Origin of the sequence: Nocardia sp. XZ_19_369, from assembly GCF_015355715.1 — a bacterium.
GTDB lineage: Bacteria > Actinomycetota > Actinomycetes > Mycobacteriales > Mycobacteriaceae > Nocardia.
Genome location: NZ_JACVED010000001.1, coordinates 606,613 through 631,621 on the forward strand (window position 1 = coordinate 606,613; position 25,009 = coordinate 631,621).

Genomic DNA, 25,009 nt, shown 5'->3' on the forward strand with positions numbered 1-25,009 from the left:
ACCCGAACTCGATCGAACCGCACCCCTTCGGCGTACCTCGGCATTAGCCGCGGCCATGCGCGCTCTCAAGACGGACTACCTCGGGCACTGCCCGTTAAGCTGGCCGTCGAGTTCAACTGTTCCGCCTGACCGAGGGGTAGTGCGTGTCCGACCCGAACGACGACAAGAACCCGGCGAGCGCCGACCCGGCAACCCCGGCCGCAGCCGACGCACGCCCGGCAGACACCACGGTCCGCCACCCGGTCGCCGCCCGCCCGGCGGAACCCTCGCCCGCGGCTCCCACGCGTCCCATTCCCGCCGCGGGTGCGAAGAGCGGTGCCGATAGTAAGGACGCCGCGGCTACTTCTGCCGACTCCCCCGCCGCAGCTTCGGCCGCACCGGGCTCGCCCGATGCCGAGAACTCCGGCAAACCCGCCGGGAATCCCAGCGGCACGCCGACACCCGCGGATCCCGCCCGAAATGCGGGTTCCGGCACGTCAGGCAGCTCGAACTCTGGTGCGAAGTCCGGCAATGCCGCAGCGGCGACCGCTGCCGAGCCGGGGAACGGCGCGAAGCCCGTATCTGCCGACTCGACCGCCGACAAGGCCGCGCCCGACCGGACGGCGGCGCAGAAGTCCGGCGCGACCGAGCCCGGGGCCATCCCGAAGATCAACACCCCGGCTCAGCCCGCGAAGTCGGCCGGCGCGGCCCCGTCGAACAGCTCCGCTCCGGGTGAAGCAGCATCCACCGCGGGTAGCACCGCCAACGCCGAGGCGAAGACCGAAGCGATCGCGCGCAACGACAAGCCCGACTCCGCGACACCTCCGGCCGAATCGCAAGAAGACAAGCCTGCTTCCGGCGACGTGGTCGCCGATATCGCCCAGAGTGGTGCCGCTCCAAAGGCGTCGCCCGCGGCCGAAACCGAAGTAATCAAGCGGGGCAGCCAGACCGCCGCTGGCTCCCCGACCGGCACGAACCGGCCGCCCGCAACCGGCACACCCCCGCAATCAGCATCGACGGCGCAATCGAGCGCGAAACCCGCAGCCGCGCAACAGACCAGCTCCGCGTCCGGCGATGCCGCACCAGCCACACCCGATGCCGACCGATCCGGCGCGACGGCGACACAACCTGGCGCGACCGACCGATCCGGTGCACCCGCAGCACAACCCGGCGCGACCGCAACGCAACCCGGCGCAACGGCGGCGAAATCCGGCACACCTGCCGCACAACCCGGCGGCCCGGCAGTGCAACCCGGCACGCACGCCGCCCCCGCAGCGCAACCTGGCGCGACCGACCGATCCGGTGCAGCCGCAGCACAATCCGGCGACAAGGCAGCACAACCCGGCGCGACCGCAACGCAACCCGGCGCAACGGCGGCAAAATTCGGCACACCTGCCGCGCAACCCGGCGGCCCGGCAGTGCAACCTGGCACGCCCGCGCAATCCGGCACGCCCGCCACACAATCCGGCGCGACGGCGGCAAAGCCTGGCGCGGCAGCGGCACAACCCGGCGGCCCGGCAGCGCAATCCGGCACGCCCGCGCAATCCGGCGCGGCAGCGGCACCGTCCGGCGCCGCTGCGGCGGAAGCCGATGCGGCCCGAGGTGAAACTGCCGCGGGGACAACCACTTCCGCGGATGCAGCGGCGGTCACGCCGGACAGCTCCGCTCCGTCGAAGTCCCGCCCCTGGTTCGGCGGGGAGAAAGCCGGTGCGGCGCAGGACAGCGCACCCGACGAGCCCGCCGCGGCCGCGCAGCCCGAAGCCGCGCAAGCACCGGAACCCGAGATCTCCGACGGGGATGCGCCGACCACGGTGATGCGGGTGCAGCGACCGGCACCTCCGGTCGAGGACGCTGCTCCCGACGCGGACACCGTCAAGATGAATACGGCGGCACCGGACGCCGGGCAGCAGCCGCCGCCGGGGTCCGAAGACGTGACCATGGCGATGCCGGTGATCAAGCCGGACGTGCTCGAGCCGGACGACGCGCAGACCGTTGCGCTGCCGATCCAGCGGCCCACCGACGCGCCGAAGCCGGCTGGAACCGACCGGATCACACCGGGTGCGGGGCGGGTGCCGATCACCAAGCCGCCGACCACCCCGCGCTCCGCTCCGGGACCGAAGCAGCCTGTCCCGCAGGCACCTTCGGCACCGCCGCCGAGCGGGTCCGGCCCGGTCGAGCAGACGCGGCCCGCGCCGGCGCATCCCGGCCTGCCGCGCCAGCAGGCGTCGGCCCCGTCGCCCGCGGATGTCCAGCCGACGCTGCCCGCGCAGCAGATCGGTTCGCTGCGGCCACCGCAGCCGCGGCAGATCGCCCAGCCGCAGCGGATCGCACCCCCGGCGCAGGCTCCGGCCCCAGCCGATCAGACCACCTCGGGTCGTCCCAAGCGATGGCTGCTCGCGGTGGCGGGCGCCGCCGCGCTGGTGGTCGTGCTGGTCGGGGTGATCGTGGCGGTGGTCGTGAACTCGACGGACAATTCGCCGGATACCCAGGTGCGCGCCGCGATTTCCGATTACGCCGATGCGCTGAAGACCGGTGACCTGGCCACGTTGCGCGAGACCACCTGTGGTCCGCTGCACGATTTCTATCAGGGCATTCCGGCGGACCAATTCACCGGCGTGCATCAGCTGTCGATGGAACGCCGCACTATTCCGGTGGTGGACAGCGTGGATGCCATCCGGATCACCGACGACACGGCGATCGCGCAGGCGACGGTTTATACCGAGGCCGATCCGGCCAAGCGCTCCGCGCGCACGTTCGACCTGCAGCGCACCGACGCAGGCTGGAAGGTCTGCGACCCGCCGTCCAGCGCGCCGCAATAGCCGCGACAGAATTGCGCGGAAATGTTGTTCGATAGCCGATAAACATCAATCTCGAACAGCCCGACAAGCCCGCCGCGAGCCGGTAAATGAAGAACAGGCAAATTCGATAGCAATTCCGTATCGATCGACGGTAGCGCTGCTCACACTCGGCTGGTCAACGGTCCTGTTCATTAGTAGCGTGGCCGCATCATGGGCAGGGAACAGACGACGGCGCTCGAAACCGATGACGTACAGCAGACGGCGACACTGGCCGGCCAGCGGTTCCGCGTTCGGGACCACTATGAGGTCGGCCGGGAAAAGATCCGCGAATTCGCGCGAGCGGTGCAGAACCACCACGGCGCGCATCAGCAGGAGGCCGACGCACGCAAGCTCGGCCACGACGGTGTTATCGCACCGCCGACCTTCGCCTCGGTCATCGGCTCGTCCGGCACCCGCTCGCTGCTCGAATCGGTGCTCACCGAATACGACCTCTCGCAGATCCTGCAGACCGATCAGGTCTTCCAGGCGTACCGGCCCATCCTGGCCGGCGACCAACTGACCAGCGAGATCCTGATCGAATCGATCCGTCAGTTCGGCGACAACGACTTCGTCGTCGTCCGCTCCGCGCTGGTCAACCAGCACGGCGAGCTCGCCCTCATCGGCTCCACCACCATCGTGGCCCGCCGCGGCGCCGAGGTGGATCCCGGCCTCACCGACGTGGTCGACAACATCATGATGCACGGCCAGGTGGTCGAATTCCCCACGGCGGGCAGCGGTTCGGACGACAGTTCGGCGCTGATCCCGCTGGGCCTCGGCGAGCTACCCGCGCCGCCCGCCGACCGCGAGCTCGCGCCGGTGCACACGCTGCCCGACTTCGATCAGCTCGCCGTCGGCGACCAGCTGCCCGCCGGTTCCTTCCGGCTGGCCCGCGGTGACCTGGCCAACTACGCCGGAGTCTCCGGCGACGCCAACCCCATCCACTTCAGCGATCACGCCGCCCAGCTGGTCGGCCTGCCCACGGTCGTCGCGCACGGCATGTTGACCATGGGCCTGGCCGGTGGCTACCTGACCTCCTGGCTCGGCGACCCGACCGCCATCGCCAAGTTCAGCGTGCGGTTCTCCGGTTTCGTTCCGGTAGCACCGAACTCGGCGAGCACGGTCGACTTCGTCGGCCGGATCAAGTCGCTCGATCCGCACACCCGCACCGCGACCATCGTGCTCGGCGGCACCTCGGAGGGCCGAAAGCTGTTCGGGCGGGCCATCGCTGAGGTCCGGCTGACATAGCGCGGCTCCGGCAGCGGCTCCGCCGCAGGTCGGACTGGGCGGTCCGAACATTTTCCGGCGCACGAAATCCGCACCCCACGGCCGGGTGATTTCGGCGCAGGATGGATGTCGTGAGAACAACAGCACTACGCCGCGTGACCCCCGCGATCGGTGCCGCGTGCCTAGTGGTCGGCGCCCTCACCCTGGCACCGCCGACCGCCATCGCCGAGACCCCCACCGCCGCCTTTGTCGCACGACCCGATTCGCACGAGAAACCGCAGCGGGACGGCGAATCCGAGAAGAAGCGACGGGTGTACACCACCTGCGAACAGGCGCGCGCCGACCACGCGGGGCCCATCTACCGAGGACTGCCGCAGTACAACCCCATGCTCGACCGGGACGGCGACGGCTTCGCCTGCAACGAGTGACTACTGCACGGCCTGGAAGGTCAACATCGTTGCGCCGATGCGGATCTGGTCGCCGTCGGCGAGCAGGGCACCGTTCTCGATCGGGTCGTCGTTGACGAAAACGCCGTTGGCCGAGTGCAGATCCTTGATCAGCAGTCCGGCCCGGCTCGGCATGATGTGCGCGTGATACCTGCTGGCCTTCGGGTCGTCGAGCACTAGGTCGTTGTCGGTCATCCGGCCGATCCGCAAGCCGCCCTGGGCGATCGACACGACCCGGCCGTCCGGTAGTCGCAGCTGCCCGCTGCGCACCGTGCTCGGCGCCTCGGTGACGGTCTCGGTCATCGCCGCGGCCATCCGCTCGACCTGCCGGAGCTCGACGGTGCCGAGCGGTTCCTGGCGCAGCACCCGGTGTTCGAGCTCGATCAAAGCCGGGCCGGGATCGATGCCGAGTTCGTCGGCGAGCACGGTCCGCACCCGGCGACACGCGTCCAGCGCGTCGGCCTGCCGACCGGACAGGTAGAGCGCGGTGATCAACTGACCCCACAGCGGCTCGCGCAGCGGGTGCTCGCCGGTCATCGCGACCAGCTCGCCGATCACCGATGACGCACGCCCGCAGGCGATTTCGGCGTCGATCCGGGCCGAGGCGACGGCGAGCCGCTCCTCGTCCATCGCGGTGGCGAACCCGTCGGCGAATTGCAGGCCGGCCAGATCGGCCAGCGCCCGGCCGCTCCACTCGCGCAGTGCGGCACCGTAGAGCTGGGCGGCGCCGGCGTGATCGCCGAGCGCGACCGCGCGGCTACCGGCCTCCCGGCTCGCCTCGAAACGTCCGAGATCGCAGGCGGTCTCGGCGACTTCGAGGCGGTAGCCGGAGGATTCGGTGCGTAATACCAGCGCCGGATCCACACCCGAATTACGCAGCGCCTTACGGATATTCGAGACGAACACCTGCAGACTGGCGGCGTAGGAGTCGGGCGGATCCTCGTTCCACACCATGTCGGCCAGCGCGGCCGACGACACGGCGCGCCGCCGATTCACGGTGAGTGCGGCCAGCAAAGCCCGCGGCTTGGGCCCGCCGACCGCCACCGGCTCACCGCCGACTAGCAACCGGACGGGCCCGAGCACGCGCACATCCAGACACATGAGCTGTCGAGCCCCCGGTGGGTTGATGGGTCAGGCGCTGATCGACCTTCCCGCGGACTTCAGATCATTGCATGCCTCGGTGACACGTGCCGCCATCGAGGTTTCCGCTTTCTTGAGGTAGCTGCGCGGGTCGTAGACCTTCTTGTTGCCGACCTCACCGTCGATCTTCAGCACACCGTCGTAGTTGGTGAACATGTGTGTGACGATCGGGCGGGTGAACGCGTACTGGGTGTCGGTGTCGACGTTCATCTTCACCACACCGAAGCGCAGCGAATCCTCGATCTCCGACTTCAGCGAGCCCGAACCACCGTGGAAGACGAAGTCGAACGGCTGCGCGTCCTGACCGAGGCCCAGCTTGGCCGCGGCCACCCGCTGGCCCTCGGCCAGCACCTCGGGCTTGAGCTTCACGTTGCCCGGCTTGTACACACCGTGCACGTTGCCGAAGGTCGCGGCGAGCAGGTACTTGCCGTTCTCGCCCGCGCCGAGCGCGTCGATGGTCTTCTGGAAGTCCTCGGGCGAGGTGTAGAGCTTGTCGTTGATCTCGGCCTCGACGCCGTCCTCCTCACCGCCGACGACACCGATCTCGACCTCGAGGATGATGTTGGCCTGCGCGCAGGACTTCAGCAGTTCCTGGGCAATCTCGAGGTTCTCGTCGATCGGGATCGCGGAGCCGTCCCACATGTGCGACTGGAACAGTGGGTGCTGACCGTTGTTCACCCGCTCCTGGGAGATGGCGATCAGCGGCCGGACGAAGCCGTCCAACTTGTCCTTGGGGCAGTGGTCGGTGTGCAGCGCGATGGTGATGTCGTACTTCGCGGCGACCACGTGCGCGAATTCGGCCAGCGCGACCGCACCGGTCACCATGTCCTTCACGCCCTGGCCGGAGCCGAATTCGGCACCGCCGGTGGAGAACTGGATGATGCCGTCGCTGCCTGCCTCGGCGAAGCCCTTGATGGCCGCGTTGATCGTCTCCGACGACGTGCAGTTGATGGCGGGGAAGGCAAAGGAGTTCGCTTTGGCCCGACCGAGCATCTCGGCGTAGACCTCCGGAGTCGCGATGGGCACAGTAAGACCTCCGTGATTGTTGCGGCAAAGACCTATTTTGTCAGCCACCACCCTAGGACAGCAGTGTTTCGCCTGGTATCCAGGGAGGGCGTGTAGTGCCTGCACGAGTGACCAGGCGGTAGTCAGCACGGAACCTTCAGGTGACCAGCAGGTAGTTTCGCGCACAGGGCGGGGTTTCTCAGCCGAACCCGGTACTGTGGGCCCGGTAATTGCGCTGGCCGCCTCCGATGCGATGGCAAGTGATCAGGCCAGCCGTATCCAGAACAGGAGACCACCGCGTGATTCTGCTGGCAGCGACAGAATCGGTGACAAGCAACCTCGCACTCACGGAGTTGCTCGACCCGATGCACCTGCTCACGGAGACGTGGCTCAAGAACGCGGTGCTCCCGGCCATTCTGGCGATCGTCTTCATCGAGACCGGTCTGCTCTTCCCGATCCTGCCGGGTGATTCGCTGCTGTTCACCGGCGGCCTGCTCGCGGCGCAGCCGAATCCGCCGGTGTCGATCTGGGTGCTCGTCCCCGCCGTCACGTTCATCGCGTTCGCAGGCGACCAGAGCGGGTATTGGATCGGCCGGGCCATCGGGCCCGCGTTGTTCCACAAGGAAGACACCCGCTTCTTCAAGAAGCACTACGTCACCGAGACGCACGAGTTCTTCGAGAAGCACGGGCCCAAGACCATCATCCTGGCCAGGTTCGTGCCGATCGTGCGCACGTTCATGCCGGTGCTCGCCGGTGTGTCCAAGATGGACTACCGCAAGTTCGTCGCCTTCGACATCGTCGGCGCGATCCTGTGGGGCGGCGGCATCACCGTGCTGGGCTACTTCCTGGGCAACGTCGCGTTCATCCGCGATAACGTCGAGGCCATCTTCCTGCTCATCGTGTTCGTCTCGATCCTGCCCGGCATCATCGCGGTGGCGAAGAAGCTGCTCAATCGTCGCGCGGAGCCGGCGGTTCGGCCTGAGGCCGAGCTGACCGTCTCGACGAACGAGCCGACCCGCTGAGCCCGTGTTCGCGGCGTCCTCGCCCCTAGCAGTGGGCACCTTCGATCCGCTGATGTCAGCGGGGCCCGCGCTCGTCTGGACAGTGGTGCTCACCTTTGTCTTCCTCGAATGCGCGGTCATCCTCGGGCTGTTCCTGCCCGGCGACTCCATGCTGATCACCGCGGGTGTGGTCATGGCCTCGCACGCCTCCGGCGAGGCGCAGGTGTGGGCCCTGTCGCTGGGCACTATGGTCGCGGCCATCGCGGGCAACCAGGTCGGTTACGTCATCGGCGCGCGCACCGGGCATCGCCTGGTGGCGCGCAAGAACGGCCGCTACATCAATACCCGCAACCTGCAACGGGTCACCGAGTTGTTGCAGCGGCACGGGTTCGTCGCGGTGCTGATCGCCCGCTGGATCCCGTGGGTGCGCACGCTGTGCCCGACGGTCGCGGGCGCGGCCGGGATGGACCACCGCAAATTCACCATCGCGAGCACGATCGGCGCGATCATCTGGGCGCCGGTGCTGCTGTTGATCGGGTACTACGCGGGCAGCTTCCTGGATCGGGTGCCGTGGCTGATGCCCATCGTGATCGGCACGCTGGTGGTCGGCCTGGTCCTGGGGACCGGACTGGGGATTCGGCACTACCGGCAGGAGATGGCGAAGCCGCCGGAGGAGTTCGATCTGGAGACCACGCCGAGCATGGCGGTCGACGCCGAGAACTGACCGCCGGGTTTCCACGCGATCGGACCGGGTACGCCTGACACGGGCAAATTCCCGCCGTCCGAGGAGCTGCGGGCATGGACTGGTTCACGGCACCGGAGTACTGGCTGAGCAGGCTGGTCTTCCAGCGCGGGCTGGCGGTCATCTACCTGATCGCCTTCCTCGGCGCGGCCATGCAGTTCCGGGCGCTGATCGGTGAGCGCGGGATGCTGCCGGTGCCGCGATTCGTGGCGCGGACGCCGTTCCGGTTGGCGCCGAGCCTTTTTCAGCTGCACTATTCCGATCGGTTCTTCGCCGTGGTGGCATGGGCGGGGGTCGGGCTGTCGGCTGCACTGGTGGTCGGTGTGGCCGATCTGGTGCCGCTGTGGGCGGCGATGGGGATGTGGGCTGCGCTGTGGGCGGGGTATCTGTCGATCGTCAATGTCGGGCAGCGGTGGTACGGGTTCGGGTGGGAATCGTTGCTGCTCGAGGCCGGGTTCCTCGCGATTTTCCTCGGTAACGACGAGACGGCGCCGCCGGTGCTGGTGTTGTGGCTGGCGCGCTGGCTGCTGTTCCGGGTGGAGTTCGGCGCGGGTCTGATCAAGCTGCGCGGTGACACCTGCTGGCGTGACCTGACCTGCCTGTACTACCACCACGAGACCCAGCCGATGCCCGGGCCGCTGAGCTGGTTCTTCCATCATCTACCGAAGCCGCTGCACCGAATCGAGGTGGCGGCCAACCACGTTGCCCAATTGATCGTGCCGTTCGGGCTTTTCGCGCCGCAGCCGGTGGCGAGTGTGGCCGCGGGGATCGTGATCGTCACTCAGCTATGGTTGGTCATCTCCGGAAACTTCGCGTGGTTGAACTGGGTGACAATTCTGTTGGCGCTCACCGTGATCGACGGATCCTTGGTGGCGCGAATACTGCCGGTGCCCGAACCACCCGCGTTACCTTCGGCGCCGATGTGGTTCGCGGGGTTGGTGATCGCGTGCACGGTGCTGACCGTGGTGCTGAGCTACTGGCCGGTGCGCAACATGCTCTCCAGCGACCAGCGAATGAATATGTCCTTCAACGCCTATCACCTCGTCGGCACCTACGGCGCGTTCGGCACCATCGGCCGGACGCGGCCGGAGGTGGTGTTCGAGGGGACCACCGACTCGGACGTCACCGAGCAGACCCGGTGGCACGAGTACGAATTCAAAGGCAAGCCGGGTGATGTGCGGCGGCTGCCCCGCCAGTTCGCGCCCTACCATCTGCGGCTGGACTGGCTGCTGTGGTTCGCGGCGCTGTCGCCGTTCTACGCGCGGCCGTGGTTGTTGCCGTTCGCCGAGCGGCTGTTGACGAACGACCGGGCAACGCTCCGTCTGCTGCGCCACAATCCGTTTCCGGACGCGCCGCCGAAGTACGTGCGGGCACGGCTCTACGAGTACCGCTTCACCACGCGGCAGGAGTTGCTGCGCGATCGGGCGTGGTGGCACCGGACGCTGATCGGTGAGTATCTTCCGCCGGTGTCCTCGGTAAAAACCAAGTCGGAGTAGGGATTACAGCCCGGCGGCGCTGACCTGATGGGCAGCTTCCATCAGCATCCAGCCGGACAGCTGCACCGACAGGTCTCGTTCGGGCACTCGGGACGAGATCACCGAGCCACCGGGGGTGAACCGGCCCGCTCCCGCGATGCCGCCGGGCAGCGTCGCGGGCTTGCCCCAGTCGTGCCCGAACAGCGGCTCGCCCTCGACCTCCAGTCGATTGGCCCAGGCGGCCTCGGCGGAGGCGCGCACGATCGCGGCCGCACACCGTCGATCCGCCTGCTGCGCCTCGTCGTCGCCGGGCAGCATCAGCGCGACCACCGCCAGGTAGCGGGCCAGGATGCCGTTGAACAGGCCACCATCACCACCGCCACCACCGTTGATGACGCCACGGGTGGTCAGGTGCTCTTCGACGGCGGCGAGCAATCGGTGCACCCGCTCGCCGTGGCGCGGGGCACCGGTGTGCACCGCCAGCTCGGTTTCCAGCCCGAGCACCACGCCCTGGCAGTAGGTGAACACCGGGCGCTCGATCTCGCCGGACGGCAGATGGATGCCGTCGAGCATCAGGCCGGTCTCCGGGTCGCGCAGCGTCGCGTCCAGCCAGTCGGCCATCTCCTGCGCGCGCCCGTGTCTGCCGAGCCGTTGCAGCGCGATGGCGGCCGGACCGTTGGCCGGGGTGTTGTAGTAGTCGGCGCCGATGCGCCAGGGCAGGCCGCCGCCTACCGCCGGATTCCACCCCTCGTACAGCGGCTTCTCCAGCGCGATCAGTCCGCTGCGCGCCTCGGTGACCCCCGCGGTCCGCTCCGCGCGTTCCAGCGCGATGGCCAGCCAGGCCATGTCGTCGTAGTACCTGTTGGTCCAGCCGGTGATATTGCGAATACGGTGCGAGCGCGCGATCGCGGCAATTCGCTTGCGGCGCACCGGCGTCGGCACCCGGTTGGCCGCGTCCACCGCGCAGTCGATCAGATGCGCCTGCCACCAGTAATGCCACGACCCGAACGCGCGCTCCCGCTTGGTCGCCGGCCAGCCGACCACCCCCAGCTGGGTCCCCGGCAGCGCCCACAACGCACGCAGATGCCGGGACACGATCGCCGATTCGGCCATGTCCGCCCGCTCGGACCACAACGCCGGTGTCACCACAGCCTCTCCACCTCCCGGTGAGAGCTCACCCAGTGACCGCGGCGTCGCGCGCCCCGGATCCTGTGCCCTCCGTGTGGTCATGCGTCAATGGTGCCAGCACCGCCCGGATTTCCGCGCCCGATTTGTTACACAAGTGATGTGCAGTTGTTTTCGAGGCCGACGTGTCCGCGGCCATCGTGACGGCTCAGCCGACCCGGGTACTGGTCAATGTGGTGAGGATTTCGACGGCCAGCAGCACATCGGCTGCATCCCAGCGCGGAATGTTCGCATCGATCCCCGCCGTGGGCACGGCCAGGACATCGGGGACCCGGATGGTGGGCGGCGGTCCGGCGTCGATCAGGACTTCGGCCTCGGTCAGGACGCCGTGGGTAGGCGGGAGTTGCGGCTCTAATTGAGCAGCGAGGCGCCAGATCGCACGCTGATGCATCGACACCGGCCTCGGTGACACGACCAGAAACCCCTCGACAAGCTCATAGCTACGGCTGTTGTCCTCCGGCAGCGCGATCCAGTCCTCCAGGGTCAGCAGATGATCAGGCCAGGGCATTTCGACGGTGTGGCACGCGCGAGCGGATGGGGTGCCGGACTACCAGGCGTCGGCGAGGTCGGCGTGTTGGCGGACCCAGGCGTGCATGGCGATGCCCGCGGCGACGCCCGCGTTGATGCTGCGGGTGGAGCCGAATTGGGCGATCGAAACGGTCATGGCCGCTGCGGTTTTCGCGTGTTCGGTGACGCCCGGGCCTTCTTGACCGAACAGTAGGAGGCAGTTGCGGGGTAGTTCGGCTGTCTCGAGGGGGACCGAGCCGGGCACGTTGTCGACGGCGACGACGGTCAGTTGTTCGCGCGCGGCGAAGTCGAGCAGCTCGGCGACGGTCGCGTGGTGCTCGATGTGCTGGTAGCGGTCGGTCACCATGGCACCGCGGCGGTTCCAGCGCTTGCGGCCGACGATGTGCACGGCCGCGGCGGCGAAGGCATTGGCGGTGCGGACCACCGTGCCGATGTTGGCGTCGTGGCCGAAGTTCTCGATGGCCACGTGGAAGGGGTGCCTGCGCCGGTCGATGTCGGCGACGATCGCTTCGCGCGTCCAATAGCGGTAGGCGTCGACGACGTTGCGGCGGTCGCCTGCCGCGAGCAGTTCCGGGTCGAAGTGCGGATCCTGCGGCGGCGGCTCGGCGTGCTCGGCGGCCCACGGGCCGACGCCGTGCGGGTGCTCGCCCCACTCGGTGGGCCCGGGTGGGTCCTGCTCGGCCGCGTCGGGCACTGGGTGATTCACTCCGACGATGCTAATTCCGGCCGCCGCTGGACCGGCACGCGGCCGGAGCAGCGAGGTCAGTAGGTGCTGCTGCTGCTCCAGACCCCGACCAGCCCGAGGACGACGAACAGCGCGACGAAAAGGATGCCGAGAATGATCAGCACCGAGGCGATGATCCCGCAGACGTAGCCGACCATGACGTTCGAGCGACCGCCGAGCGAACTGCCCGAGGCGTCGATCTCGTTGAGCGCCTTCTTGCCCATCACCCAGGCGACGGGGCCGAGGATCTGGCAGAACACCAGGCCGAGAATGCCGAGGATGAGAATCATGGTGGCCTGCGGGTGTTCCTGCGGCGGGCCGTAACCCCCGTAGGCTTGGTAACCGTACGGTGGCGGCTGCGGCGGGTAGCTCATCAGCAGGATGGTAGTTGGTGTAGCTGGCTACACCACACATTCGGCGGCCAGCTCCATCGAAGACCGCCCTCGCCCCGACAACCATGGAAGCCATGACCGAGATCCACGCCGAACCCACGCTCGTGCTCGACCCGACGCCAGGCAAAGCCGGCCGGTCGGCCGAGCCGGTGGTCCGTGCCATGCTCCGTGCCCCGTTCCAGGCCCGCACCTGGAAAGAACTCGTCTACGTCTTCACGGTGTTCGTGCTCGGCTGCCTGGCGGTCGCGTACATGTATCTCGGCTGGGGCGGCGGGCTGATGATCTCGCTCACCATTATCGGCGTGCCGATCCTGGCGGTGATCCTGCTCGTCGGCCGGATCTGGGGGCGGATCTATCGGGCGCTGGCCAAGGATCTGCTCGGGGTGCGGGTGACGCCACCGCCGCCGTTTCGGCCCGAGCCGGGCTTGATCGGCTTCGTCAAGGGCGCGTTCACCGATCGGACCAGCTGGCGGGTCGCGCTGTTCCTGCTCGCGCAGGCGGTGCTCGGTGTCGTGGTCGGCTTCTTCGTGCTGCTCACGGTCGCGATGCTGGTGGTGATCGCGCTCTCGCCGATCCCGTGGGCGCTGCTCGATCCGGTCAATCTCGATGCCCAAGGCGTGGAACATCATTCGATGTTCCAGTTCGGCGACTACTACCTCGAAACCTGGCCGCGGGTGCTCGGCTTCGCCGCGGTCGGCCTGCTCGGCTGCTTCCTGGCGCCGTGGCTGGTGCGCGCGGTGTGCTGGCTGCACGGCTTGCTGACCATCGCGTTGCTGAGCGCGACCGCGGCCGATCGGCGCATCGCCGAACTCCAGCAAGGCAGGCAGGCGGCGGTCGACGACTCCACCGCCACGCTGCGTCGGCTGGAGCGGGACCTGCACGACGGCACCCAGGCGCGACTGGTGACCATCGCGATGGCGCTGGGTCGTGCGGAGGATCGGCTGACTTCGGGCGGGGATCCACGCGACCTGATCGCGGACGCGCACGCCAGCTCCAAAGAAGCGCTGACCGAACTGCGCGAGCTGGTGCGCGGAATCCACCCGCCCGCACTGGAACTCGGCCTCGGTCCGGCGCTGGAAACGCTGGCGGCGCGCAGCTCGGTTCCGGTGGAACTGCGGGTGCACCTGCCCGAACGGCCGAGTCCTGCGATCGAGGCGATCGCCTACTTCTCGGTCGCCGAGCTGCTCACCAATGTGGTCAAGCACGCCGATGCCACCCGGGCCTGGATCTCGGTGGTGCCGACGGACGCCAGGACCATCGCGGTCACGGTGCGGGACAACGGAATCGGCGGTGTCCTGCAACCGACCGACGGCGCACTCGCGGTGGGCAGCGGGCTGTCGGGTCTGGCGGCGCGGGCGCGCACCGTGGACGGCACCCTCACCGTGCAGAGCCCGACCGGTGGACCCACCGTGGTGACCATCTTGCTACCGAAGGACGGATCGAGATGACCGAGTCGCTGCGCATCGTGATTGCGGAAGACAGCGCGATCCTGCGCGACGGGCTCGCCGGCCTGCTCACCGAGCGCGGCCACGAGGTGGTCGCCATGGTGGGCGACGCGACGACGTTGAGCGATGTGGTCGGTACGCACAATCCCGATGTCGCCGTGGTGGATGTGCGCATGCCGCCGAGCTTCACCGACGAGGGCCTGCTCGCCGCCATCGAACTGCGCCGCAAGTATCCGATGACCGGCGTCCTCGTCTTCTCCCAGTGGGTCGAAACCCGATACGCCACCGAACTTCTCGCCGGTGGTGCGAGCGGCGTCGGCTACCTGCTCAAAGACCGGGTAGCCGATGTCCGCGACTTCGTCGACGCCCTCCATCGTGTCGCCACCGGCGGCACCGCCCTGGACCCGGAGGTGGTGAGTCAATTGATGGGCGCATCCCGCCAGCAGGATTCCCTGGCCCGCCTCACCCCGCGCGAACGCGAAGTGCTCGAGCTGATGGCGCAGGGCCTGTCCAACAACGCCATCGCCACCTCCCTCACCGTCACCGAACGCGCGGTGGAAAAACACATCGGCAACATCTTCACCAAACTGGATCTCCCGCCGTCGGACACCCACCACCGCCGCGTCCTCGCGGTCCTGCGCCTCAAGGGGTGACTCGCCGGTTCATCCGGGCGGCTGCCTCCTGATTTGCGCACGTCAGTGGCGTTACGGGCCTATCCTTGAAGGTCTGACAGTCGGGGTGGAGGCTGGGATGGATCACGGGCGAATTCTGCGCACGGTGCTCGCGGTGACCGTCGGGTACCTGATTGTGCTCGGGGTGTGGCTGGGGTGGGTGGTGCAGCACACGCCGCCGGGGACGGTGCCGTTTCAGATCATGGCGTTGGTCGGGTTGTTCGGATCGTGCGTTGGGGTCGGGATGATGGTGGCGTCGCGGCCGTCGAAGGCCGATCGGCGGTTGTGGCGGGAGGGGCTGGAGGGGTGGGCGACGGTGCACGGGGTGCATCCGTTGCGGCGGACCGATCATCAGAGCGAGCTGACCGAGCTGGACTTGGAGCTGACCATTCCGGGGTCCGAAAGCTATCGCGGGACAATTGTTTTCGACGTCACGCCAGCGGACAAACCGCGCCTCGCGGTGGGTGAGACCTTCTCGATCCGGGTCGACCCCGCGAACCGCGATCGGATCATTGTGGTTCTGTGACAACAGCTTTCGTCGCACCGCTGGTGGTGCGGTAGATCCCTGCCAGGTCGGCCGCGATCTCGGCCATCCGGTCGCGTAGCTCTGCGGGCGCCAGCACTTCCGCCTCCGCACCGAGCCGCAGCAGCAGGCCCGCGGTGTGCTCGATGGTCTCCATCGGCATGGTCACGATTATCCGCCCGTCGCGATCCGGCGGCTCGGCGGTGTTCCTGGCGACGCGCGCCAATGCGGGTTCGAGCAGGTGTGGCAAACGCTCCAGCGCACGTTCCGACAGCCGAATCCGCGCCTCACCCCGATAGCGGCGAGCGTCGAAATCAGCCAAGTATGCCGACCAACTCGCGGCAAGATCGAATTCGGCGGGCGGCTCGAAAGCATTGTCCAGCAGTTGTATTCGAAGAATCTGCGATACCCGGTAGGTACGAATACCGCCCGATTCGGCGACCAGATACCACCGCCCGGATTTGAGCACGAGGCCGTAGGGCGCCACCACACGTTCCACCTCCCGCGGCTGCGCCCACCGCCGGTACCGCATCCGGATGTGACGCCGGCTCCACGTCGCCTCCACCACCGCCGCCAACTGCGTGGTGCTGTCCGGATCGGCGTACCAGTCCGAGGCGTCCAGGTGGAATCGTTCCTGGATGCGGCCGACGCCCTCGCGCAATTCGTCGGGTAGCGCTGCCTTCAGCTTGAGCTGCGCGGTAGCCTGCACCGCACCCAGGCCGAGATCGGCGGCCGGGCCGGGTAGACCGGCGAGAAACAAGGCCTCCGCCTCGTCGGCGGTCAAGCCGGTCAAGCGCGTACGGTACCCGTCGACCAGCCGATAGCCGCCGTCGTGACCCGCTTCGCCGTACAGCGGGATACCCGCCAGGCTCAGGGATTCGACGTCGCGATAGATCGTGCGCACCGAGACCTCGAGCTCCCGGGCTAGTTGCTCCGCCGTCATCCGTTCCCGGGCCTGTAGCAACAGCACGATCGATAGCAACCTGCTCGCCCGCATGAGCAGTCAGTTTTCCACTGACAGAAGATGGCAGTAGACCCCGGTTAGCCTCGCCGAGCCCGATTCGAACCGAGAGAGGCAGCAATGATCCCCAGTGCAGAAACTTTCGACGGCACCTGGCCTTACCGTGCCCGGTATTCCGAGGCCGCCGGTTTTCGCCAGCACTACGTCGATGAGGGCCCGCCCGATGCCGACGAAACCCTTGTTCTCTTACACGGACAGCCGACCTGGGGATACCTGTGGCGGAACCTGATCGACCCGCTGGCTCGAAAGCGCCGCGTCGTGGTGCCCGACCATATGGGCTTCGGAAAGAGCGCCACACCAGGAGATTCCGATTACCTTGCGCGCGAACATGTCGACAATCTGGAGAAGTTGCTTGTAGACGTGCTCGACCTGCACCGAATCACGCTCGTGCTCCATGACTGGGGCGGGCCGATCGGTGCCGGCTTCGGGTTGCGCCACCCCGATCGCATCGACCGCATCATCGCGATCAACACAGTACTTCCGCTGGGGGTGCCCGGATATGGTGAGCTCATGGCGGGCAACCACGCCGACAGCGCCTGGTTCCGCTGGGCCGCTGTCGCGGAAGCCGACGGCACGTTGACCGAAGTCCTGGGCAACGCGGGGCACACGGTGACCCACCTGATGCTGGCACTGCAGACCATCGCCCGTCCTGAGATCGTCACGCCGACGTGGGTCCGCGCCTACGCAAGTCACTTCACTGATCGCGCGGAATGTCGAGGTGTAATTCGTTTTCCACAGCAGATCGTCGCGCCCGGCGGGAAACCACCACTGCCGGAACCCGATCCGAGCGCCGCAGCGGCATTGCGCGCCAAACCGGCTGTGCTACTGGAAGGAATGCGCGACACCGCCCTACTGCCGCGCTACATTATTCCGGCTTTTCGCGCTGCGTTCCCGGAAGCCCCGGTGATCGAGCTCCCGGATGCGGGCCACTTTCCGCAGGAGGACGCGCCGGAAGCGGTGCTAGCCGCGTTGGAGCTGTTCCTGCAGACGGCCGACACCCGCACCACAGCCGATACCTGATCCAGCCGTGCGCTCGACCGAATCGACGGGACTGACCGCCGATCCGGTCGAGCAGACGATCAAGCCATCGGGGCAACGGCTTTCGCGTGCGCCTTGGGATCCGCGAGCAGGAATTGGGCGGCGGCATAGGTCGTCAAGATGACGGCTTCGGCAAGACCGCGGCTGCGCTCGGTGCGCGCGAACAGCCGGCGCAACACGATCAAGCCGTCCGAAACAGTGAACAGCAGCGCACCGAGCCCCAGCCGACTACGCGGATCGAAATTCGGTATGTTCACCCCCGCAACGGTTTTCGCGGATGGCGCGAGCGCGGGGTCCGAGGCGAGCACGCCCGCGGTACCCAGCGTCGCACCGTAGGCGGTCAGCGGTGCGGCCACACCGGGTGCCTTCGCGCGCAGTAGCGCCGCCGCACCCAGCCAAGCGCCCAGTCGCGGCAGCGCCACCTCGGCATGCGGGCGCGCGCCCTTGCGCAACCACAGCGCCGAATACCCGGTCTGCATCACCGCGAACGACGACGCCCCCGCGATCAAGCGGCGATCGTTGTCCGGGTCGATCAGCAGGATGTCACCGAGCGTGGCGGCACCGAGCGACCCGAGCAGCACCGCGCGATCGGTGCGCTCGATATCGGCGCCCTCGGTGACCACGTCGGCCGCCAGCAGCGGCATCATCAGCGGTTTCGCGATCCACTGCACCTTCTCGCGACCGGTGACGGCGGCATAGACGGTGACTGCGGCCGCGGCGAGAAACCCCGCCCGGAACACCCGCATGGCGTCAGAAGCTCGGCTCGGTCGGCTTCGGTGGCAACGTGACGACCTGACCGGCATAGCTCAGCCCGGCGCCGAAGCCGAGCAGCAGCGCCAGCTGACCGCCCTTGGCCTTGCCGCTCACCAGCATCTCCTCCATCGCCAGCGGAATGGATGCGGCGGAGGTGTTGCCGGTCTGCTCGATGTCGTTGGCCATCGGGATGTCGTCGGCCAGGCCGAGGTTCTTCTTCATCAGCTCGTTGATCCGGGAGTTGGCCTGGTGCGGGACGAAGACTTCGATGTCCTCCTTCGCCACCCCGGACCGCTCCAGCGCGGTGGACAGCGCGCGCGGCAACGTGACCGCAGCCCAGCGGAAGACGCGCGGGCCCTCCATCCGCAGCGACATCCGGCCGATGGGCTCGACCGCCGGGTCGGTGCCCTGCATCGCCTGCGCCTTCTCCATGTAGTCGAGGAAGTTGACGTCCTGGGCGATCGCACCCGCGTTCTCGCCGTCGCTGCCCCACACCGTCGGCGAGATGCCGTTCTCCTCGCTCGGCCCGATCACCACCGCACCCGCGCCGTCACCGAAGATCATCGCGGTGCCGCGGTCGGTCGGGTCGAGTCCGACGGTCATCGTCTCGGCGCCGATCAGCAGCACGTACTCCGCCGAACCGGCCCGGATCAGGTCGGCGGCCACGCCGAGGCCGTAGCCGAAACCGCCGCAGCCGGAGGTCAGATCGAACGCCGGGATGCCGTTGATGCCGAGATCGTGCGCGACGGAAGGGGCGCCGTGCGGGGTGAGCATGAGCCAGCTGGAGGTCGCCAGGATCAGCGTGCCGATCTTGGACCGGTCGATGCCGCTGTTGACGATCGCGCGCTCACCGGCCGCGGCCGCGATCGACTGCAGCGTCTCGTCGCCGCTGATCCAGCGCCGGTTGCGGATGCCGGTGCGCTCGTAGATCCACTCGGGCGTGGAGTCGAGTACCTTGCACACCTCGTCGTTGCTGACGATGCGCTGGGGCCGATAGGCACCGATACCGAGCATCGCAACGTTGTCGCGATTCTTGTTTGTTGCAATGCTCACCACTGGAGACGACCCTTCGCCTTCGAAGAACTAGACCGCTGCCCAGGTTAGCCCAGGGCCAAATCCTTGAGTCCGAGGATGGAGCGGTACTCCAGCCCCTCGGCGGCGATCACCTGATCGGCACCGGTCTCACGGTCCACGACAGTGGCCACGCCCACCACGTTCGCACCCGCGTCACGCAGCGCGCGCACCGCGGTGAGCGGCGAGTTTCCGGTGGTCGTGGTGTCCTCCACGACCAGCACCCGCTTGCCGACGATGTCGGGCCCCTCGATCTGGCGCTGCATGCCGTGCGTCTTGGCGGCCTTGCGCACCACGAAGGCGTCGATCGCGCGGCCCGGCGCGTGCATGACGGCCATCGCGACCGGGTCGGCGCCCATGGTCAGCCCGCCGACGGCGTCGAAATCCCAGTCCGCGACCAGCTCACGCAGCAGCTTGCCGATCAGCGGTCCCGCGCTGTGGTGCAGGGTCGCGCGGCGCAGGTCGACGTAGTAGTCGGCCTCCTTGCCCGAGGAGAGGGTGACCCTGCCGTGCACGACGGCGAGCTCGCGCACGAGCTGCGCCAATCTATCCCGATCCGAACCGGCTGAGGTGCCCAGCGCCGACTCGTTCGTGGTTGCCTCGTCGATCATTCCTAAGTCCTTCCGCGTGTGGTGAACAGGCCGCGATTCAGTCGGGCCGCCAGGGTTCGCGGGATCATCCCGGCGGCGGTGGTAAGCGCTTTGTACTGCACACCGGGCACACTGAGCACCCGGCCTTTCTCCAGATCACGCAGGGAACCGGCGACTACCTGGTCGACACTCAGCCCCAAGGCTTTCGGCAGCGACGACGTAGCCACCTGCCAACCCTTCCGTGAAGGATACGACGTGGGGCATCGCGTAGCCGCGACCGATGCCGGAGGTGGGTCCGGTGGTCTTTGCGACGGGACGGGTGGCGCCGGGCAGGCGCGCGACCACAGGGTTTTCGGTCACCCGCGCACGTGCGATCCACGCACCGCGCTGGTGCGAGCGGCACCGATCACTGCGGCACAGGTCCCTGGTACGGACGGAAGCCGGGGTGGAACGGGCCGCCGGGCGGCTCGGCCGCGGCGTCGTCCTCGCGCGCCACCGGACGACGGACGGGCTCCTCGACCCAGTCGTCGGCGGGCTCTTCGTCCCGCGGTGCCGGCGAGCGCTTATCGCGCTGCTGCTTGTCGCGCTCGTCCGGCGACCATTCCTCGCGCGGTTCCGGCGACCACTTGTCCCGCGGCTCCGGCGACCATTCGTCGCGGCGTTCGGGGGCCCACTCGTCGGCGGTCCTGCGGTCCTCGCGCACCCTGGCCCGCGCGTCCGGTACCACGGCCAGCGAGGGGCGGCGCGGCGGCTCCGGTTCGTCCGGCGCCGAGAGCGGCGCGCGGTCGTCGAAGTCCTCGTCGTAGGCCTGCTCGGCGAACGGCTCCGCGTCCTCGTCCTTGCTCAGCCGCGGCGGCTGCACCCGGGCGCCACCGACGGGTGCGTCGCGCTCGTCGTCGTCTGTTTCCTCGGGACGCTGGCGTCCACGCGGGCGCGGCCGGCCCGGATCGTGCCCGCCGCTGTCGAAGCGCGGCTCGCTGACCGGCGGCAGCACGTGCAGCAGCCCGGACAGTCGAAGGACCGCGTCGATCGAGGTCTCCCACTCGCGCGCGGAGGTGCCGACGGACAGCATGCCCAGGGTCCAGTTGCCCTCGCTCCAGAGCATCTGCACGGTGTCGGGCAGCGTCTCGATGAACGCCACCATCCGCTGATCGACTGCGTGCCTGGCGATTTCGGGGTTGGTCGCGAACACCACCCGGTCGCCGATGGCGCCGAGCAGTTCGAGATCGGCGTCCTTCGGCGGCGACGCGGTCTTGAGCCGCATGTCGACGTCGATGTCCGAGCCGATCTGGCGGCGCACCGCGATCAGCGTCGCGGAGTCCTCCAGATCGAAGAGCACGAACTTCTCGCCCTTGCGGATACCGGAGACCACATCGACCGCGGAGAGGTAGCCGAGCTTGGCCAGCGCGCCGCGACGCCAGGTCGACGGCAGCGCGGGTTCCACCGACACATACGTGTAGCCCTGGGATTTCGCCCAGACCTGCCGCGCGTGACCGGTCCGCTGTCGCTGGATCCGATCGAAATACAGCAGCACGATCGCACCCACGAGTGCGATCGCCGCCAAGCCGAACCACATTGCCGTCATCACCGTCTAGCCTAACGAGCTCAGCGGGCGAATGCCCGTCGCCACCCGGCGTTGGTTCGTCGGGTCGTTCATCTGACGCCGCCGGGCAGCGCGGTACTGATGATCACCTTGGCGTGAATCGAACCATCCGCGGCCTTCTCACCCTGAATCAGCACGATGTCACCGGTGGGCAGATCGGAGACCTTGGTGCCCGACATCGAGATGACCTGGGTGTTGGCGTCGGTGCGCACACTGACCGTGCTGCCGAGCAAGGTGCTCACCGTGAGCGTGCCGCCGTCGTTGGCGGTGATGGTGCCCATGGTCGCGCCGAGATCGTCGATGTTGCCGAGGCCGGGCACGCTCGGAATCCCGCTCGGCGCGGGCTGACCGGAGCGCGGCGTCCCCGGCGTCGGCCGGTTCGCGGTCGGAAAGGCCGAGGTACTCGCGGCGCTGTCGGACCCGGAATCCTTGCCGGCGAGCACAACTCCCGCGATCACACCCACCACGGCGATCAGCGCGACGACCCCGAGGCCGAGCGCTATCCACAGCCCGGTGTTGCGCCGCGGCGTCTCCGGCGGCAGCTGATCCGAGGGCTGCATGCCGTATCCGGGCGGGACGGGACCGCCCGGCGGTGGCGCCGCCCCCGACCATTGGTCGCCATAAGTGTTTTCGTACGCGCCCCACTGGTTGTCGTGCGGCGGGAACGCACGGGTGGCGTTCGGCGGGGGCGCTGACCACGGCTCGAACTGCTCGGTCGCCGGATACGCCGAGGGCGCGCCGGACCCGTACGCCTCGGAGTAATCCGTGGTGTGCTGCGGCTGCTCGAACCCGGACTTGCCCGCCAGGTGCTCGGTCGGCGCATCCTCCGGCCGCTGTCCCCACGGATCGTTCGGGTTGGTCATGGACTCCAGGTTAGGCGTTACCGGGCCGGCACCGGGAGCTTGCGCGGACTGAATTCGGACTTCGTCCGCCGGCCCCGCTGGTGACCGGCTCACGCCGTGCCCACGAACCTGGTCAGCGGTTCCGCGCGGCGGGCCGGCGCGCCGATACCGAGGCATCGAGCGCCGACACACCGCGGCGGAATCGGCTCTTACTTGCCGACGATCAGCCCGTCGCCGTCCGGCGTGACGGTCACCTTCACCGCGTCACCGTCGGTGATCTCGCCCGCCAGCAGTCCCTTGGCCAGCGTGTCACCGATCGACTGCTGGACCAGCCTGCGCAGTGGGCGCGCGCCGTAGACCGGGTCGTAGCCGCGCACGGCCAGCCAGAACCGGGCCGAGTCGCTCACGTCCAGCGTCAGCCTGCGCTGCGCGAGCCGCTTCTGCAGCTGGTCGAGCTGGATGTCGACGATGTGCTCGAGCTGCTCCTCGTCCAGCGCGTGGAACATCACCACGTCGTCGAGGCGGTTGAGGAACTCCGGCTTGAACGCCGAACGCACCGCGTTCATCACGAAGTCGAGATCGCCGCCCGCGCCGAGGTTGGAGGTCAGGATGAGGATGGTGTTGCGGAAGTCCACCGTGCGGCCCTGACCGTCGGTGAGCCGTCCCTCGTCGAGCACCGCGAGCAGGATGTCGAACACATCCGGGTGCGCCTTCTCGATCTCGTCGAACAGCACCACCGTGTACGGCCTGCGCCGCACCGCCTCGGTCAGCTGACCACCCTGGTCGTAGCCGACGTAGCCGGGCGGGGCACCGACCAGCCGCGCGACCGAATGCTTCTCGCTGTACTCGCTCATGTCGATCCGGACCATGGCGCGTTCGTCGTCGAACAGGAAGTCCGCCAACGCCTTTGCCAGCTCCGTCTTACCGACACCGGTCGGGCCGACGAACAGGAACGAGCCGGTCGGCCGGTTCGGATCGGCGACCCCGGCGCGCGCCCGGCGCACCGCGTCCGACACCGCCTGCACCGCCTCGGTCTGACCGACCACCCGCTTGCCGAGCTCCTGCTCCATTCGCAGCAGCTTCTGGCTCTCACCCTCGAGCAGCCTGCCCACCTGGATACCCGTCCACGCCGACACCACCTCGGCGATGTCGTCCGGGCCGACCTCCTCCTTGAGCATCACCTCGCCGTCGGCCGCCGCGCCGGAGACCTTCTCGGCCTCGACGAGCTGCTTCTCCAGCGCCGGGATCTTGCCGTAGCGCAACTCCGCGGCCTTGCCGAGATCGCCGTCGCGCTCGGCCCGTTCGGACTCCCCGCGCAGCGACTCCAACTCCTCCTTGAGGACGCGGACCTGATCGATGGCGCTCTTCTCGTTCTGCCAGCGGGTCATCAGCTGGTTCAGCTTCTCGCGGTCGTCCGCGAGTTCCTGACGCAGCTTCTCCAGGCGTTGCTTGGAGGCCTCGTCGGTCTCCTTGCTCAGCGCGACCTCTTCGATCTCGAGCCGCCGCACCGCGCGCTCGACCTCGTCGATCTCCACCGGGCGCGAGTCGATCTCCATCCGCAGTCGCGACGCCGACTCGTCGACCAGGTCGATCGCCTTGTCCGGCAGGAACCGGGAGGTGATGTAGCGGTCGCTGAGCGTGGCGGCGGCCACCAGCGCGGAGTCGGTGATGCGCACGCCGTGGTGCACCTCGTAGCGCTCCTTGATGCCGCGCAGGATGCCGATGGTGTCGGCCACCGACGGCTCGCCGACGAGCACCTGCTGGAAGCGCCGCTCCAGGGCGGCGTCCTTCTCGATGTGCTTGCGGTACTCCTCCAGCGTGGTCGCGCCGACCAGGCGCAGCTCACCGCGGGCCAGCATCGGCTTGATCATGTTGCCCGCGTCCATCGCGGACTCGCCGGTGGCGCCTGCGCCGACGATGGTGTGCAGCTCATCGATGAACGTGATGATCTGTCCCGCACTGTTCTTGATGTCTTCGAGCACGGCCTTGAGCCGCTCCTCGAACTCACCGCGGTACTTCGCGCCCGCGACCATCGCGCCGAGGTCCAGCGACACCACCGACTTGCCGCGCAACGACTCCGGCACGTCACCGGCCACGATGCGCTGGGCTAGCCCCTCGACGATGGCGGTCTTGCCGACGCCGGGCTCGCCGATCAGCACCGGGTTGTTCTTGGTGCGGCGGCTCAGCACCTGGACCACCCGCCGGATTTCGGTGTCGCGCCCGATCACCGGATCGAGCTTGCCCGAGCGGGCGGCCTCGGTCAGGTTGGTGGAGTACTTCTCCAGGGCCTGGTAGCTGCCCTCGGGGTCCGGGCTGGTCACCCTGGCGCTGCCGCGCACGGCGGTGAACGCCTCGCGCAGCGCGTCGGCGCTCGCGCCGTACTTCTTCAGCAGCATCGTCACATCCGAGTCGCCCGCGGCCAGGCCGACCATGACGTGCTCGGTGGAGACGTATTCGTCGCCGAGCTCGGTGGCCAGGCGCTGGGCCGCGGTGATCGCGGCCAGGGCCTCGCGGCCGAGCTGCGGGGTGGTCGTCGCACCGGTCGCGCTGGGCAGCCGGTCCACGATGTCCTGCGCCTCGCGCCGCACCGTCGCCGGGTCGACGCCGACGGCCTTGAGCAGCGGGGCGGCGATACCGTCGGTCTGGTCCAGCAACGCCACCAGCAAGTGGGCCGGACGGATCTCCGGGTTGCCCGCGGCCGAGGCCGCCTGCAGTGCGGCGGTCAGGGCCGCCTGGGTCTTGGTGGTGGGATTGAACGAGTCCACAAGTCACCT

Annotated in this window: 24 protein-coding genes; 10 read left to right on the forward strand and 14 right to left on the reverse strand. The window is 68.4% G+C overall.

Annotation, left to right across the window (positions count from 1 at the left end):
* Positions 1-143: 143 nt before the first annotated feature.
* The 3 genes from IBX18_RS41880 to IBX18_RS02850 all read left to right on the forward strand — a co-directional run bounded on the left by IBX18_RS41880 (position 144) and on the right by IBX18_RS02850 (position 4,468).
* On the forward strand, positions 144-2,798 hold the full coding sequence (locus IBX18_RS41880) for a hypothetical protein (protein ID WP_228540271.1): 2,655 nt from the start codon (positions 144-146) through the stop codon (positions 2,796-2,798).
* 189 nt (positions 2,799-2,987) lie between these two features.
* Positions 2,988-4,061, forward strand: coding sequence for a fused (3R)-hydroxyacyl-ACP dehydratase subunits HadA/HadB (locus tag IBX18_RS02845; RefSeq protein WP_194832186.1), 1,074 nt, complete (start codon positions 2,988-2,990; stop codon positions 4,059-4,061).
* A 110-nt stretch (positions 4,062-4,171) separates the two neighbouring features.
* Positions 4,172-4,468, forward strand: coding sequence for an excalibur calcium-binding domain-containing protein (locus tag IBX18_RS02850; RefSeq protein ID WP_306796102.1), 297 nt, complete (start codon positions 4,172-4,174; stop codon positions 4,466-4,468).
* Here IBX18_RS02850 and IBX18_RS02855 read toward each other — a convergent pair whose 3' ends face one another.
* Together IBX18_RS02855 and fbaA are read right to left on the reverse strand one after the other, a co-directional pair.
* Entirely contained in the window at positions 4,469-5,587 is a 1,119-nt protein-coding gene (locus tag IBX18_RS02855) for a BTAD domain-containing putative transcriptional regulator (protein WP_135233846.1), read from the reverse strand.
* A 30-nt stretch (positions 5,588-5,617) separates the two neighbouring features.
* Positions 5,618-6,652 (reverse strand): class II fructose-bisphosphate aldolase, encoded by a 1,035-nt coding sequence (fbaA, locus tag IBX18_RS02860; RefSeq protein ID WP_194832188.1) that lies wholly within the window; start codon positions 6,650-6,652, stop codon positions 5,618-5,620.
* Between the two features lie 344 nt (positions 6,653-6,996).
* On the opposite strand from fbaA, the gene IBX18_RS02865 reads away from it, so the two are divergent.
* From IBX18_RS02865 to IBX18_RS02875, 3 genes are all read left to right on the forward strand, one after another.
* Positions 6,997-7,653, forward strand: coding sequence for a DedA family protein (locus IBX18_RS02865; protein ID WP_228540422.1), 657 nt, complete (start codon positions 6,997-6,999; stop codon positions 7,651-7,653).
* Between the two features lie 52 nt (positions 7,654-7,705).
* Positions 7,706-8,356, forward strand: coding sequence for a DedA family protein (locus IBX18_RS02870; protein WP_186818881.1), 651 nt, complete (start codon positions 7,706-7,708; stop codon positions 8,354-8,356).
* A gap of 74 nt (positions 8,357-8,430) precedes the next feature.
* Entirely contained in the window at positions 8,431-9,870 is a 1,440-nt protein-coding gene (locus IBX18_RS02875; protein WP_194832190.1) for a lipase maturation factor family protein, read from the forward strand.
* Between the two features lie 3 nt (positions 9,871-9,873).
* On the opposite strand, the gene IBX18_RS02880 is transcribed toward IBX18_RS02875, so the two are convergent.
* The 4 genes from IBX18_RS02880 to IBX18_RS02895 all read right to left on the reverse strand — a co-directional run bounded on the left by IBX18_RS02880 (position 9,874) and on the right by IBX18_RS02895 (position 12,660).
* Positions 9,874-10,962 carry a glycoside hydrolase family 76 protein gene (locus tag IBX18_RS02880; protein WP_228540423.1) on the reverse strand — a complete coding sequence of 363 codons (1,089 nt, stop codon included), beginning with the start codon at positions 10,960-10,962 and terminating at the stop codon, positions 9,874-9,876.
* A gap of 220 nt (positions 10,963-11,182) precedes the next feature.
* Positions 11,183-11,542, reverse strand: a complete 360-nt coding sequence (locus IBX18_RS02885; protein ID WP_194832192.1) for a Uma2 family endonuclease — start codon at positions 11,540-11,542, stop codon at positions 11,183-11,185.
* A 39-nt stretch (positions 11,543-11,581) separates the two neighbouring features.
* Positions 11,582-12,268 (reverse strand): TrmH family RNA methyltransferase, encoded by a 687-nt coding sequence (locus IBX18_RS02890; RefSeq protein ID WP_194832193.1) that lies wholly within the window; start codon positions 12,266-12,268, stop codon positions 11,582-11,584.
* A 56-nt stretch (positions 12,269-12,324) separates the two neighbouring features.
* Entirely contained in the window at positions 12,325-12,660 is a 336-nt protein-coding gene (locus tag IBX18_RS02895; protein ID WP_194832194.1) for a DUF4190 domain-containing protein, read from the reverse strand.
* A gap of 92 nt (positions 12,661-12,752) precedes the next feature.
* Between IBX18_RS02895 and IBX18_RS02900 the strand changes: the two genes are divergently transcribed.
* From IBX18_RS02900 to IBX18_RS02910, 3 genes are all read left to right on the forward strand, one after another.
* Positions 12,753-14,126 (forward strand): sensor domain-containing protein, encoded by a 1,374-nt coding sequence (locus IBX18_RS02900; protein WP_194832195.1) that lies wholly within the window; start codon positions 12,753-12,755, stop codon positions 14,124-14,126.
* Complete coding sequence (locus IBX18_RS02905; protein WP_107659795.1) at positions 14,123-14,776, forward strand: response regulator transcription factor; 654 nt, start codon at positions 14,123-14,125, stop codon at positions 14,774-14,776. The genes IBX18_RS02900 and IBX18_RS02905 overlap by 4 nt, the downstream gene beginning before the upstream one ends.
* A gap of 97 nt (positions 14,777-14,873) precedes the next feature.
* On the forward strand, positions 14,874-15,320 hold the full coding sequence (locus IBX18_RS02910) for a hypothetical protein (RefSeq protein WP_194832196.1): 447 nt from the start codon (positions 14,874-14,876) through the stop codon (positions 15,318-15,320).
* Here IBX18_RS02910 and IBX18_RS02915 read toward each other — a convergent pair.
* Positions 15,304-16,314, reverse strand: a complete 1,011-nt coding sequence (locus IBX18_RS02915; RefSeq protein WP_194832197.1) for a YafY family protein — start codon at positions 16,312-16,314, stop codon at positions 15,304-15,306. The two genes, IBX18_RS02910 and IBX18_RS02915, sit on opposite strands and share 17 nt — an antisense overlap.
* Positions 16,315-16,398: 84 nt before the next feature.
* On the opposite strand from IBX18_RS02915, the gene IBX18_RS02920 reads away from it, so the two are divergent.
* Complete coding sequence (locus tag IBX18_RS02920; protein ID WP_194832198.1) at positions 16,399-17,358, forward strand: alpha/beta fold hydrolase; 960 nt, start codon at positions 16,399-16,401, stop codon at positions 17,356-17,358.
* A gap of 59 nt (positions 17,359-17,417) precedes the next feature.
* Here the strand turns inward: IBX18_RS02920 and IBX18_RS02925 are convergent, their stop codons facing one another.
* The 7 genes from IBX18_RS02925 to clpB all read right to left on the reverse strand — a co-directional run bounded on the left by IBX18_RS02925 (position 17,418) and on the right by clpB (position 25,000).
* On the reverse strand, positions 17,418-18,122 hold the full coding sequence (locus tag IBX18_RS02925; protein WP_194832199.1) for a lysoplasmalogenase: 705 nt from the start codon (positions 18,120-18,122) through the stop codon (positions 17,418-17,420).
* Between the two features lie 4 nt (positions 18,123-18,126).
* The gene (locus IBX18_RS02930; RefSeq protein WP_107659798.1) at positions 18,127-19,185 is read right to left on the reverse strand and encodes a beta-ketoacyl-ACP synthase 3; all 1,059 of its coding nucleotides are present in this window, start codon (positions 19,183-19,185) and stop codon (positions 18,127-18,129) included.
* Positions 19,186-19,229: 44 nt separating this feature from the next.
* Positions 19,230-19,811: an orotate phosphoribosyltransferase gene (pyrE, locus tag IBX18_RS02935; RefSeq protein WP_194832200.1), complete on the reverse strand. Its 582-nt coding sequence runs from the start codon at positions 19,809-19,811 to the stop codon at positions 19,230-19,232.
* A 2-nt stretch (positions 19,812-19,813) separates the two neighbouring features.
* Positions 19,814-20,017 carry a hypothetical protein gene (locus tag IBX18_RS02940; RefSeq protein WP_228540272.1) on the reverse strand — a complete coding sequence of 68 codons (204 nt, stop codon included), beginning with the start codon at positions 20,015-20,017 and terminating at the stop codon, positions 19,814-19,816.
* Positions 20,018-20,196: 179 nt separating this feature from the next.
* A complete protein-coding gene (locus IBX18_RS02945) occupies positions 20,197-21,375 on the reverse strand; it encodes a hypothetical protein (protein ID WP_228540273.1) in 1,179 nt (392 codons plus the stop codon).
* A gap of 68 nt (positions 21,376-21,443) precedes the next feature.
* Complete coding sequence (locus IBX18_RS02950) at positions 21,444-22,256, reverse strand: DUF5666 domain-containing protein (RefSeq protein ID WP_194832201.1); 813 nt, start codon at positions 22,254-22,256, stop codon at positions 21,444-21,446.
* A gap of 188 nt (positions 22,257-22,444) precedes the next feature.
* Positions 22,445-25,000 (reverse strand): ATP-dependent chaperone ClpB, encoded by a 2,556-nt coding sequence (gene clpB / locus IBX18_RS02955; protein WP_194832202.1) that lies wholly within the window; start codon positions 24,998-25,000, stop codon positions 22,445-22,447.
* Positions 25,001-25,009: the final 9 nt, after the last annotated feature.